The sequence below is a fragment of the Nonomuraea sp. NPDC049646 genome, assembly GCF_044465525.1.
Classification (GTDB): Bacteria; Actinomycetota; Actinomycetes; order Streptosporangiales; family Streptosporangiaceae; genus Nonomuraea.
In genome coordinates this window covers 563,020-575,385 of the sequence record NZ_JBITLU010000002.1, presented here as the reverse complement: position 1 = coordinate 575,385, position 12,366 = coordinate 563,020, and the positions used below count along the sequence as shown (strand labels likewise).

At 72.8% G+C, this 12,366-nt stretch carries 11 protein-coding genes; 3 read left to right on the top strand and 8 right to left on the bottom strand.

The genetic code is table 11. The features are described from left to right. Positions 1 to 182: 182 nt before the first annotated feature. Complete coding sequence (locus ACIBQ8_RS07535; RefSeq protein ID WP_397174004.1) at positions 183 to 368, bottom strand: hypothetical protein; 186 nt, start codon at positions 366 to 368, stop codon at positions 183 to 185. 342 nt (positions 369 to 710) lie between these two features. Here ACIBQ8_RS07535 and ACIBQ8_RS07530 point away from each other — a divergent pair, with 342 nt between their 5' ends. Next, the gene (locus tag ACIBQ8_RS07530) at positions 711 to 1,055 is read left to right on the top strand and encodes a DUF6285 domain-containing protein (RefSeq protein WP_397174006.1); all 345 of its coding nucleotides are present in this window, start codon (positions 711 to 713) and stop codon (positions 1,053 to 1,055) included. Between the two features lie 3 nt (positions 1,056 to 1,058). On the opposite strand, the gene mctP is transcribed toward ACIBQ8_RS07530, so the two are convergent. From mctP to ACIBQ8_RS07510, 4 genes are all read right to left on the bottom strand, one after another. Next, positions 1,059 to 2,654, bottom strand: coding sequence for a monocarboxylate uptake permease MctP (gene mctP, locus ACIBQ8_RS07525; RefSeq protein WP_397174007.1), 1,596 nt, complete (start codon positions 2,652 to 2,654; stop codon positions 1,059 to 1,061). Further along, positions 2,651 to 2,863 carry a DUF3311 domain-containing protein gene (locus ACIBQ8_RS07520; RefSeq protein ID WP_352329975.1) on the bottom strand — a complete coding sequence of 71 codons (213 nt, stop codon included), beginning with the start codon at positions 2,861 to 2,863 and terminating at the stop codon, positions 2,651 to 2,653. The genes mctP and ACIBQ8_RS07520 overlap by 4 nt, the downstream gene beginning before the upstream one ends. Positions 2,864 to 3,092: 229 nt before the next feature. Continuing rightward, positions 3,093 to 3,722, bottom strand: a complete 630-nt coding sequence (locus ACIBQ8_RS07515) for a carboxymuconolactone decarboxylase family protein (protein ID WP_387675525.1) — start codon at positions 3,720 to 3,722, stop codon at positions 3,093 to 3,095. Beyond that, positions 3,722 to 4,270, bottom strand: coding sequence for a VOC family protein (locus ACIBQ8_RS07510; protein ID WP_358286477.1), 549 nt, complete (start codon positions 4,268 to 4,270; stop codon positions 3,722 to 3,724). The genes ACIBQ8_RS07515 and ACIBQ8_RS07510 overlap by 1 nt, the downstream gene beginning before the upstream one ends. 78 nt (positions 4,271 to 4,348) lie before the next feature. Here ACIBQ8_RS07510 and ACIBQ8_RS07505 point away from each other — a divergent pair, with 78 nt between their 5' ends. Further along, on the top strand, positions 4,349 to 5,239 hold the full coding sequence (locus tag ACIBQ8_RS07505; protein ID WP_397191461.1) for an SDR family oxidoreductase: 891 nt from the start codon (positions 4,349 to 4,351) through the stop codon (positions 5,237 to 5,239). A 93-nt stretch (positions 5,240 to 5,332) separates the two neighbouring features. Here the strand turns inward: ACIBQ8_RS07505 and ACIBQ8_RS07500 are convergent, their stop codons facing one another. After that, complete coding sequence (locus ACIBQ8_RS07500; protein WP_397174011.1) at positions 5,333 to 6,277, bottom strand: helix-turn-helix transcriptional regulator; 945 nt, start codon at positions 6,275 to 6,277, stop codon at positions 5,333 to 5,335. Continuing rightward, positions 6,259 to 7,851, bottom strand: a complete 1,593-nt coding sequence (locus tag ACIBQ8_RS07495; RefSeq protein WP_397191460.1) for a CocE/NonD family hydrolase — start codon at positions 7,849 to 7,851, stop codon at positions 6,259 to 6,261. The genes ACIBQ8_RS07500 and ACIBQ8_RS07495 overlap by 19 nt, the downstream gene beginning before the upstream one ends. A gap of 89 nt (positions 7,852 to 7,940) precedes the next feature. Between ACIBQ8_RS07495 and ACIBQ8_RS07490 the strand changes: the two genes are divergently transcribed. Beyond that, positions 7,941 to 8,726: an SGNH/GDSL hydrolase family protein gene (locus ACIBQ8_RS07490; RefSeq protein ID WP_397174015.1), complete on the top strand. Its 786-nt coding sequence runs from the start codon at positions 7,941 to 7,943 to the stop codon at positions 8,724 to 8,726. 103 nt (positions 8,727 to 8,829) lie between these two features. On the opposite strand, the gene ACIBQ8_RS07485 is transcribed toward ACIBQ8_RS07490, so the two are convergent. Further along, the gene (locus tag ACIBQ8_RS07485) at positions 8,830 to 12,327 is read right to left on the bottom strand and encodes a S8 family serine peptidase (protein WP_397191459.1); all 3,498 of its coding nucleotides are present in this window, start codon (positions 12,325 to 12,327) and stop codon (positions 8,830 to 8,832) included. Between the last annotated feature and the right edge of the window lie 39 nt (positions 12,328 to 12,366).

Sequence of the window (12,366 nt, the reverse complement as noted above, 5' to 3'; positions counted from 1 at the left end):
TGGGACGACCGTACGCGTGCCCACCGACAGAACCGGCCCCCATCGTGCCGCCCGCGCCCGCCCGGACCGCGCAGACCCGCCGCAGACCCGCCGCGGACCCGCTGTGGACCCGCCGTGGCACGGGAAAGGGCCCGGCGGCCGCAGTGCATCCGCGGCCGCCGGACCCTTCGGAGGGGACGGGGTCAGGCCGCGTTCTCCTCGGCCTTGCGGGGCAGTACCTCCAGCTCGAACGCGCCCGACCTGACCGCCTCCAGGAAGTGCTGCCAGTCGCGGCGCGGGATCTCCAGGATCACGTCGGGGGAGGAGTCGTGGATGAGTTCCACGTGGTCGTTGATGCGGCAGGCCTTGACGCGTACGTCGTCGTTCATGCTGCGCTCCCTCGGGTTGACTGCGGCTGAGCGGCCCGGGAAGCCGGGGGCCGGGAGCTGCGCCGGGCGACTTTCCCAGCCGTCCGGGCCGTCCGCGTGACCCCGGAGGGCCGGGCCGCTCGGGAAGCGTGCCATCGTCGCGCGGGGACCCGCCACCGCCGGTAGGGGCGGTTCGGTAGAGACACGCCGATCGCGGGGGAAGGTCTGTCGTCCCGGGGGTGGAGAAAGGTCATCCACGGGCCGGGGGCCTTGACAGGCAGGGGGAACGATCCTTATGCCTGGGCTCACGACTGGCCGTGCGCGGGCGTACGGCTCCGGAGCCGAGGGACGGGAGTGCCGCCGATGGCGCAGCCCCATGACGTGCCCACCGCCGCGCAGCTCGTCGCGGCCGTCCGCGGGTTCCTGCGGGACGACGTGCTGCCCGCGGTCGAGGGGCGGGTGCGCTTCCACACGCGGGTGGCGATCAACGTGCTGGCCATGGTCGAGCGGGAGATCGAGCTGGGCCAGGACCAGGCCGCCGAGCACGCCGCGCGGCTGGCGGCGCTGGGCGTGGCCGACGACGCCGAGCTGGCCGCCGCCGTCCGCGCGGGCCGCTTCGACGGCGACGACGCGCTCACCGCCGCCCTGGTCCAGGCCGTCCGGGCCAAGCTGGAGGTGGCCGATCCCGGCTACCTCCAGCAGCCGTGAGCGTCAGTGGGACCCGGCCAGGTCCAGGTCCTTGACGCCCGGGTCGCCCTCGTCGGCGAAGTAGTCGCCGCGCCGGGTGGCGTCCTCGCCGTCGGCCACCTTGGCCGCCCGGAAGATCAGCGTGGCGACCGCGGCGACCACCAGGTTGACGATCAGCGCGAGGAAGCCCGCGTAGAGGGTCATCTTGGTGTCCAGGCCCAGGTTCGACAGGCCGAAGGCCGAGCCGCCGAAGTGCTCCTTGCCCTTGGCCGGGTTGGGGATGAGGTAGAGCATCCACATGCCCGCCGCCAGGCCCGCGGCCCAGCCGGCCATCAGGCCGCCCTTGTGGAACCAGCGGGTGTACAGGCCGAGCGCCACCGACGGCAGCGTCTGCAGGATGATCACGCCGCCGATGAGCTGCAGGTCGATCGAGAACTGCGGGTCGAGCAGCAGGATGCACAGCACCGCGCCCACCTTGACCACCAGCGAGACGACCTTGGAGACGTTGGCCTCCTGGGCGTCGGTGGCCTGCTTGTTGATGTACTCGCGGTAGATGTTGCGGGTGAACAGGTTCGCCGCCGCGATCGACATGATCGCCGCCGGCACCAGCGCGCCGATGCCGATGGCCGCGAACGCCACGCCGGCGAACCAGTCGGGGAAGAGCTGGTCGAACAGGTTCGGCACGATCGTGTTCGGGTCGCCGCCGACCGGCTTGGTGCCGGCCGCGATGGCCATGAAGCCGAGCAGCGCGATCAGGCCGAGCACGAAGCTGTAGGCGGGCAGCGCCGACATGTTGCGCTTGATGACGTTGCGGTTCTTGGAGGCCAGCACGCCGGTGAGGCTGTGCGGGTAGAGGAACAGCGCCAGGGCCGAGCCGAAGGCCAGCGTGACGTACTGGAGCTGGTTGGCGCCGTTGAGCAGGATGCCGTCGCCCGGCGCGGGGGTCTTGTCGAACTTGGCCTGCGCCATGTCGAAGATGTTGCCCCAGCCGCCCAGCTTGGCCGGGATGTAGATGACCGCGGCCAGGATCACGATGTAGATCAGCGCGTCCTTGACGAAGGCGATCAGCGCGGGCGCGCGCAGGCCCGACTGGTAGGTGTAGGCCGCCAGGATCGCGAAGGCGATGATGATCGGCAGGTGCCCGGTGATGCCCATCGACTTCAGCACGGCCTCGATGCCGACGAGCTGCAGCGCGATGTACGGCATCGTGGCCACCAGCCCGGTGATGGCGATCAGCAGCGCCAGCGTCGGCGACCCGAACCGGGCCCGGACGAAGTCGGCGGGCGTGACGAACCCGTGCACGTGCGAGACCGACCACATCCGCGCCAGCACCAGGAACACCAGCGGGTAGACCACCACGGTGTAGGGCAGCGCGTAGAAGCCGAGCGCGCCGGAGCTGAACACCAGCGCGGGCACGGCCACGAACGTGTAGGCGGTGTACAGGTCGCCGCCGACCAGGAACCAGGTGACCCACGAGCCGAAGCTGCGGCCGCCGAGGCCCCACTCGTTGAGGCTGGCCAGGTCGGTGGGCCGCCGCCAGCGGGCCGCCACGAAGCCCATGCCGCTGACCAGGATGAACAGCAGCCCGAAGACGACCAGCTCGGTCACGTGCCCGCTCATTTGGTCATCCTGTAGACGATCGTGGTGCAGCCGACGCCGACCACGATGAAGGCGAGCTGCAGCCAGTAGAACAGCGGGAAGCCGAGCAGGCGCGGCTCGTCGGAGTTGAACAGGAACGTCAGCAGCGGCAGCACGATCGGCACGACCAGCAGCCAGTTCCACGGGCTGCGGTCGGTACGCGGCGGCTGCCCGGATTCCCCGGTAGTCATCGGCCCTCCGATTGGGGGATCAGGAGCGGCGTGTTGACCGGCTCCTGACAACGTCGTCAATGGAGGGAGATTAGCTTTCCGGTGGTATTAAACCCAATGTCCGGAACATTACGGTTTGGCCTAAATGTCGAGATGAAATCTCAATATGCGAGACCAAAGCCACCCCTCGCCAACGGCACGTTAAGTCGCTCCCGCGCCGCGCGGAACGGGGCGATCGGCGAATGGTCGGCTACTCGCGACGAACGGTCACTTCGTCGGCGATGTCGCGCGTGCCGTACCCCTCGGGAGCGGGCACCTCGGTGATCGGGTCGGGGCGGTCGTCGAACTCCAGCCGCAGCGCCCGGGCCATGGTGGCGTGCATCTCGTACAGGCAGACGATGTAGGTCAGCTCCAGGATCTGCTCGTCGGGCAGGTGGGCGCGCAGCACGGCGAACACCTCGTCGTGCACCCGGCCGCCGTCGAGCACCAGGCCGTCGGTGTAGGCCAGCACCGCCCGCTCCAGCTCGCCGAACCGGTCGCTGACCTGCCAGGAGGCCACCGCCCGCACCTTCTCCTCGGGCACGCCGAGCGCCCTGAGCTGCTTGCAGTGCTGGGAGTAGACGAACTGGCTCTGCCGCGCCCAGCCCGCCCTGGTCTGCCCCAGCTCGCGCAGCACCGGGTCCAGCCGGGACTCCCGGTAGATCTGGAAGCCCTTGACGCAGTGGCGGAAGATCTTGGGGTCGAGGGCGAAGACCGTCCACCAGTCGCCCGGCGAGCCGGTCGCGGTCCCCGTGCCGTCGGGCGACAGCAGCCGGTCGTGGAAGAACCGGACGACGGGGTCGGTCACCTCCTCGGGCGGCACCCGCCGCAGGCGCGGCATCAGACGGTCCGGTCGGCGGCGGTCCTGGGCTCGTGCCGGACGTCGCCCGGCTGCCCGACCGGCCGCGTCCAGGCGGCGAACTCCACCAGGATCCCGTCGGGGTCCTTGAAGTAGATGGACCGGACGAAGACGCCCTCGTGCATCGCGGGCGCCACGCCGAACTCGCTGTCGTCGTGGTTGAGCAGCACGCCCACGTCGATGCCCTTGGCCACCAGCCGGTCGCGGTACTCCTCGATGCGCTCGGGCGGCACGTCGAAGGCGATGTGGTTCATCGAGCCGACCGCCGACAGCAGCTCGCCCCGGTCCGGCAGGTTCTTCGGCGCCGAGACCCCCGGCACGCCCTCAGGCGCGTCGGGGAACCAGAAGAAGGCCAGCGCGTTGCCGCCGCCGCAGTCGAAGAAGAAGTGCTGACCCCAGCCCAGGGGCAGCTCGATCGTCTTGATCAGCGGCATGCCCAGCACGCCGGAGTAGAAGTCGACGGTCTGCTTCATGTCCGAGCAGACCAGGGCGATGTGGTTGACCCCGCGGAGCTCGAATTCGCTGTTCATGGTAATCAACTACTTATCACAGCGTCCGGATGGAAAACATGACAGGAGGTGGCGGGTATCCGGGCCACGATCGTGCCCGTGATTGCTGTGGTGGCGGGCGCGACCCGCGGAACGGGACGAGGAATGGCGGTCGCCCTCGGGGCGGCCGGAGCGACGGTCTACTGCGCCGGACGCAGCACGCGCGAGCGACGTTCGGAGATGAACCGTCCGGAGACGATCGAGGAGACCGCCGAGCTGGTGAGCGCGGCGGGCGGGACGGGCATCGTGGTCCCCGTCGACTTCCTGGACCCGGCGGCGGTGGCCGGGCTGGCCGCCCGCGTCGAGCGGGAACAAGGGCGGCTGGACGTGCTGGTCAACGACGTGTGGGGCGGCGACGGCCTGTGGAAGTGGGAGACCCCCGTCTGGGAGCACGACCTGGACGACGGGCTGCGCCTGCTCAGGCTGGCCGTCGACACCCACCTCATCAGCGCCCGCCACCTGCTGCCGCTGCTGATCCGGCACGAGGGCGGCCTGGTCGTGGAGGTCACCGACGGCACCTGGGAGTTCCACCGGACCCGCTACCGCGAGAACGTCTACTTCGACCTGGCCAAGCTGTCGGTCAACCGGCTGGCCTTCGCCTGGTCCCACGAGCTGCGCCCGTACGGCGGGACGGCGGTGGCCGTCACGCCCGGGTTCCTGCGCTCGGAGGCGATGCTGGAGGGCTTCGGCGTCACCGAGGAGAACTGGCACGAGGCGAAGGCGGACCGCGCGTGGATGGTCTCCGAGACCCCCGCCTACGTCGGCCGCGGCGTGGCCGCCCTGGCCCGGGATCCCGACCGGCGCAGGTGGTCGGGCTCCTCGGTGACCAGCGGCGAGCTGGCCGAGGCGTACGGCGTCACCGACGTGGACGGCAGCCGGCCGCAGGTGTGGCGCTACATCGCCGAGGTCATGGAGAAGGGCGGCGACGGCGGCTGGGAGGACTACCGCTGACCGCCGCCGCGCGGCCGGGCAGTTCTCGACGCAGGTGGAGCCCCGTCACGCGGGCGTCCTCAGCGCAGGTGGAGCCCGGTCACGCGGGCGTCCTCAGCGCCGGTAGAGCTCGGCCATGCGGGCGGCGGCGTCGGCGACCTGGGCGCGCAGCTCCTCCGGCGCCAGCACCTCGGCCTCCGGGCCGAACCGCAGCACCTGGGTGAAGGCCACCCGCACCGACTCCACGGCCAGGTGGACGGTCCCGTCCGGCTGGAGCGAGGCCAGGGCGTCGTCCAGGGCGGCCGGGTCGGCGACATAGCGCAGCATGCGCCGGCCGGCCGGGGTCAGCCGCAACGTGATCACGTCCCTGAGCAGGGAGCGGCTGAACTCGGCCGCCTGCCCGGCCCAGAAGGCGGCCAGGTCGAAGTCCGCGTCCCGTTCGAAACGCGGCTCGCGGGCGCGGACGTCCCCCATGCGGTCCACCCGGAAGATCAGGAACCGCTCGCCGAGGCGGGCCACCAGGTACCAGGCGCCCGCCTTCAGCACCAGCCCGTACGGCTCCAGCTCCCGCGTGCGCTCCTTGTAGACCACCGTGACCGGCAGGTCGTTCCACACGGCCCTGGCCAGCGGGGCCAGCGCCGGGGGCGGCGGCGTGTCGGCGGCGTACCAGCCGGGCGCGTCCAGGTGGAAACGCTGCGCGGCCGTGGCGGGGGCGTCGCGCAGCGAGGGGGACAGCGCCGCGGCGGCCTTGAGCCGGGCCGTCGCAGCCACCTCCTGCAAGCCCATCTCGCGCAGCGCCGCGGGCACCCCCGACAGGAACAGCGCCTCGGCCTCGGCCCGGTCCAGCCCGGTCAGCCGGGTGCGGTAGCCGTCCAGCAGCCGGTAGCCGCCGCCGCGCCCGCGGTCGGCGTAGACCGGCACGCCCGCCTCCGACAGCGCCAGCACGTCGCGGTGCACCGTGCGCTCGGAGACCTCCAGCTCCCTGGCCAGCTCGGCCGCCGTCATCCCGCCCCTGGCCTGCAACAGCAGGACCAGCGACATCAGCCGCGCGGCGCGCACAGCGGCAGCACCACGGCCGAGGGGCGGGCGGGGGAGTGGAACACCTCGACGTCGGCGGGCACCATCGGGCCGCCGGGCGCGCCCACCGGCTCGCCGGTGCCCGGATTGCGGGCGATCGTCGGGTACGCGCCGGCCGCCACGTGCACCCGGATCCGGTGGCCGCGCCGGAACCGGTGGCCGATCGGCCACAACTCCACCCGGACGCGGCGCACGCCGTCGCCGTTCCCCTCGACGGCGGTCAGCCGGCGCACCCCCTCGCACAGGTTGAGCGAGCGCCCGTCGGGTTGCACGTCGCAGACCCGGACCACGACGTCCACGTGCGGCGTGCTGGACCGGACGTGGACGTCGGCGTGCACCGGGCCGATCATCTCCACGTCCGCCTCCAGCGCCGCCGAGCTGTAGACCAGCACGTCGCGGCGGGCCTCCAGGCGCCGCTGGTCGCGCGGCCTGGAGTCGGCCAGCAGCACGGGACCGCCGATCGCCGGCGTCGGATGGGCGGGGTGGTAGCGGAACCGGTCGGACCCGGCCTCCTCCGGCTCGCGCGGGTCCAGCCCGCCGCCCGGCCGCAGGTGCCAGCGCTGCTCCCGCATGCCCGGCACCGGCCAGTCGGGGTAGTCGCGCCACTCCCCGGCCCCGGTGACGTACAGCCGCACGGGGTCCGCCCGCAGGCCGGACGGGTCGTCCATGAGGTGGGCGCGGAACCAGGCCAGCGCCTCGGCCTTCGAGGGCCGCCCGTGCCGGGAGTCGACGTGGTACCAGGGCCCGATCGTCAGGTACGGCCGCCGCCCGGCCGCCCGCAGCGCCGCGTAGTCCTTGAGCTGCCAGGGCAGGAACACGTCGTACCAGCCGCCGAGCATGGTGACCGCCGCCTCCACCTCGCCGACCTTGAGGGAGAAGTCGCGCTTGTGCCAGTACGGCACGGCCGGGTCGGCGTGGTGGGCCAGCAGGTCGCGGAAGAACCGCAGCGGCCGGCCCGCCGAGGCCAGGTCCAGCTCGGCCACCGGCCGCCCCGACAGCACGGCCCGGCGGGTCAGCCTGGGGGCGGTCAGCATCGCGGCCCCGCCGACGAAGCGGCGCGTCATGGTGTCGGTCAGCGTGGTCCAGCTCAGCGTCGACTCCAGCGCGAACGCGCCGCCCACGTAGGCGGCGTCCCTGAACTGGGAGGCGGTGATCTGCGTGGCCATGGCCTTGAGCTCAGGCCCGGCCTCGGCGGCGACGGCCCACTGGGCGTAGCCGAGGTAGGAGGGGCCGAACATGGCGAACGAGCCGCCGTACCAGGGCTGTTCGCGCAGCCAGGCGATGGTGGCCAGGCCGTCGTCGTGCTCGTCGCCGAGCGGGTCGAGGCTGCCGCCGGAGCCGAAGCCGCCCCGGCAGCTCTGGATCAGCACGTGGAAGCCGTTCCTGGCGAAGCCGCGGCCGTACATCCAGCCGAACAGGCCGCGCCGGCCGTACGGCGAACGGATCAGCACCGCCGGGCCCGGCCGCCCGTGCCCCGGGGCGTAATGGTCGGCCAGCAGCGTCACACCGTCGGGCATCGGGACCGGGATGTCCCGCCGGAGCCGCACGCGTCTCATGTCCTAACCAGTAACAGATCGGGCGCGACGGGTGGTAGCCGGGGGTTACGGTCGCGTAAGGACAAAGGTCCTTGGCAAACTATCCGGTCATGGGACGAATCACTTCGTATGTCGCCCTAGGGGACAGTTTCACCGAAGGACTTGAGGACCCGGCCGACCACGGGTTCCGCGGCTGGGCCGACCGGCTGGCCGAGCACATCGAGGCCGACCGCCGCCGGGCCGGGGAGCCCGCACTGCGGTACGCCAACCTCGCCGTGCGCGGCCGGCTGATCGACCAGATCGTGTCGGAGCAGGTGCCGAAGGCGGTCGAGCTCGGCGCCGACCTGGTCTCGCTGTGCGCCGGGGGCAACGACATCCTGCGGCCGGGCAGCGGACCGGCGTCCGTGGCCAGGCGGCTGGAGGAGGGCGTCAGGACGCTCACCGAGGCGGGCAGCCGGGTGCTCATGTTCACCGGCTTCGACCTGCGGCACGTGCCGGTGATGCGGCTGGCCCACTCCAAGATCGAGGTCTACAACCTGCACATCCACGACATCGCCCGCCGCTACGACGCGCTGCTGGTGGACCTGTGGCCGATGCCGGTCCTGCGCGACCCGCGCGCCTGGAACGCCGACCGCCTGCACCTCAGCCCCGACGGCCACCGCCGGGTGGCGCTGCGGGCCGCCGAGGTGCTCGGCGTGCCGGTGGCGGAGGACTGGCGGGAGGCCTACCCGGCCAGGCGGCCGCCGGTCTGGACGGCCGCCCGCCGCGAGGACCTGCGCTGGGCCAGGACCTACCTCGGCCCGTGGATCGGCAGGCGCATCAACCGGCGCTCCTCGGGCGACGGCGTCGCGCCCAAGCGCCCCGACCTCGCCCCGCTGCCCACCGCCGGCCCCTGACCCCGGCCCCGGCCCGCCGCCGATCCCGGCCGCTGACCCTGGCCGCTGATCCGGCCGGCGGCCCGGGGTCCCGCCGTACCAGGAACGGCGGGACCCCGGACGGTCAGGGCAGCGCCTTGTCCGGGCGCTCGGAGACGCGCACGCCGTTGACCAGCGTGGCCCCCTGCCGGGCGGCGAAGCGCACGTTGAGCTGACCGTCGGTCACCTTCACCGTGTACTGCCTGGCCACCGCCGTGTACGTGCCCGCCTCCAGCGCCAGGTCCAGCGCCGGGATCGCGAGCTGGCCCTCGACGAGGACGTCGAAGACCCGCTTGCCCATCTGCGTGCTCTTCACCTCGGCGAAGTCCAGCTCCACCGTGTACGTCCCGGCGGGCACGCCGTCGAACCGGTACTCCAGCATGCCCTCCCTGGCCGTCCGGAACAGCGCCTGGTCGGCGGTGCCCGCGATGGTCCTGGACGTGCTCGCCGTCTTGGAGGAGGTCGCCACGTAGCCGTACCCGCCCTGGGCCCAGCGGCGGTCGGGCGTCCAGGCGTCGCCGTCGGCGTCGGTCAGCGCCTTCGTCCCGCCGGCGTCCACGGCCACCTGGAACTTGGGCACCACCACGGTCACCTTGATCTCGATGGCCGGCTGCCGCCCGCTGGCCGACTTGACGACCAGCTTGCCGGTGCGCATCCCGCCGGGCGTCACCCCGGCGCCGGAGAGCGTCACCCGCAGCGTCGCCTTCTGGCCCCTGGCCAGCTCGCCCGCCTGCGGCGTGACCGACGCCCAGTCGGCGTCACTGGTCACCGTGTAGGCGGTGGGGGAGCCCAGGTTCGTCAGCTCCAGCGTGCGCGTCCTGGTCGCCCCGGCGGGCATGACCGCGGTCAGCTCGGCGGCCGAGGCGCTCACCCGGCCGGTGACCAGGGCGGTGTCGATCCTGGTCAGCGTGCCGGGCGCGACCGTGACCGGCTTGGTGAAGGTGCCGTAGTTCTCCTTGGCCACCACCACGTCGTAGTCGCCCGCCGGGACCTGCCCGAAGAACGACCCGTCCGCGCCGGTCGTGAACGAGGCCGCGTCGCCCAGCTTCACCGACGCCCCGGCCAGCGGCTCGCCGTCGTTGGCGTCGGTGACCACGCCGGTCACCAGGCCGTGCCGGCTCGCGGTGAACGTCACGCCGCGGCCGGTGGCCAGCGCGGCCTCCTCGTAGGAGTACAGCAGCGCGTCCGTGCCGGCCGCGTTCTCGATGCCGACCGTGGCGCTGGAGCCCTGGTCGCGCTCGCTCTCGACGTCCTTGTACCGGAAGGAGACCGAGCCGTCCTCGCCCAGCAGCGCCGCGAACGACACCCGCTCGCCGGTCCCGCTGTAGAAGGTGACGTTGCGCCACTCCACGACGTACTGGCGGTGCGGGGCCGTGCCCACGACGCCGGTGTAGACGCCCGCCTCGGCGTCCACCTTCAGGTCGTCCCAGTACGGGTAGACCGCGTTGTTCGGCGTGCCCGTGCCCGGCAGGCGGCTGTTGCTGCCCGTGGTGACCCGGTCGGCGGCGAAGGTGACGAACCCGTTCGTGCTGATCCACGCCTTCGACTGCCCGGTGCCGTAGAACGGGACCGCGAACGGCAGCGTCACCTGCACGGCCTCGTCGTCGCCGGTCAGCGCCAGCCTCTCGGTCCCGGCGACGTACGGCTGCGCCGCCGCCCGGCAGGTGTAGCCGAAGCCGTCGCCGCGCAGCGGCAGCTCCACGTCCTTGACGGTGTCCCCGTCCACGGCGACCTGCGCGCTCGCGCCGCTGGAGCAGCGCGAGACCGGGGTGACCGTCAGCGTGTACGTCCCGCGCGGCAGCGTCATCGTGTACCGGCCGGAGGCGTCGGTGACCGCGCTCACCGGCGTGCCGCCGGCGGCCACGGTCGCGCCCGCCTCGGGCACACCGGCCGTGCTGACCGTGCCCGACAGCGTGCCGGACGGCTGCCGGGTGAGCGCCACGTCGCCGGTCGTGACCTGCTCGGCGGTCACCGTGGCCGTGGCGCTGCCGCGGTCGTAGCCGAACTTCTCCGCCGTCAGCGCGTACTCGCCGGGCAGCAGGCGCGGGATCGTGTACGTGCCGTCCTGGCCGGTGACCACCGCGCGCGCCAGCGGCCCGGTCACCTTGACCGTCACGCCCGGCACCGGCTCGCCCGCCGCCGTGACCGTGCCGCGCAGCTCGCCCAGCCCTTCGTCCGGCGCGGCCTGGACGGCGGCGTAGGCGTCCAGGCGGCCCTCGCCCCAGACGTTGTTGTCGGCCGCGGTGCCGCCGCAGCTCGTGTCGGCCACGTCGATCGCCGTGCGGTCCAGCAGCGGCCGGGTCGCGGCCACGTCGCCCTGGAGCCGGGGCGCGGCCGACCAGATCAGCGCCACCGTGGCGGCCACGTGCGGCGAGGCCATCGAGGTGCCGGTGTAGGAGTCGTAGTCGTCGTCCGGGACCGAGGAGCGCACGTTCACCGCGGGGGCCGCGATGTTCGGCTTGATCTCGCCGTCCTGGCCCTCGCCCTTGCTCGACCTGCCGTACAGGACGTTGTTGACGTCGAAGCCGCCGGCGCTGTAGCTGATCGCGTACTGGCCGGGGGAGCCGCTGGTGCGGCAGGCCGGGCCCTCGTTGCCGTTGGCGAAGGCGGGGAAGATGCCCGCGGCCACCCACGCCTGGACGGTCTCGACGTACCAGGGGTCGAACCCGTTGCCGCCCCAGGAGTTGTTGACGATGTCCGGCGCGAGGTCGGGACGCGGGTTGCCGCCGTTGAGGTCGGTCGGGGCCAGCACCCACTGGCCGGCGGCCAGCAGCGAGGCGTCCGTGCAGGTGTTGACCTCGCAGCCCTTGGCGGCGATCCAGCGCACGCCGGGCGCCACGCCGATGCCGTTCGCGCCCGCCATCGTGCCCATGACGTGCGTGCCGTGGCCGTTGTTGTCGCACGGCGCCGCCGACGGGCAGATGCGCGCCGGGTCGAACCAGTTGTAGTCGTGGGTGTAGGAGCCGTCGGGGTTCCTGCCCCGGTAGCTCGCGGCCAGGTCGGGATGGTCGTATTGGACGCCGGAGTCGATCGAGGCGACCACGATGCCCTCGCCCCGGTCGCCCAGCTCGCTCCACACCCGCGGGGCGCCGACGCGGTCGACGTTCCACTCGACCGCGCCGGCCCGGGGCTCGGCCCGGCCGGTCACGGGCTTGGGCAGCGCGACGACGGTGACCGGGTCGATCCGGTCCACCTCGGGCAGCTCGCTGATCGCCGAGGCCAGCTTGGCGTCCGCGGTCACCCGGACGGCGTCGACGATCCAGTACGAGGTGTAGTCGGCCTTCTGGGCGTCCAGCAGCTTGACCAGCCCGGCCTGCGAGGTCCTGGCCCGCTCGGTCTTGGCCTGGTAGACGAGCTGCGTCCGGGCCCGCTTGGTGGCGGCCCGGCGGGCGGCCCCGAGGTCGGCGGTGCCCTTCATCCGGACCCAGAAGGTGGCCTTGCCGTCCTTGTCCAGCTCGGCCTGGACGGTCCGGGAGATCTTGCCGGGTTCGGGCGCCGCGTGCGCCGGGGCCTGGGGGACGGCCAGGGCGGCGGCGGTGACGATCCCGGTCAGGATCGCACGCCAGGTGAGGGTGTTGCGCACGTGCTCTCCTTCACGACGTTCACGACGGTGAGGAAGAGG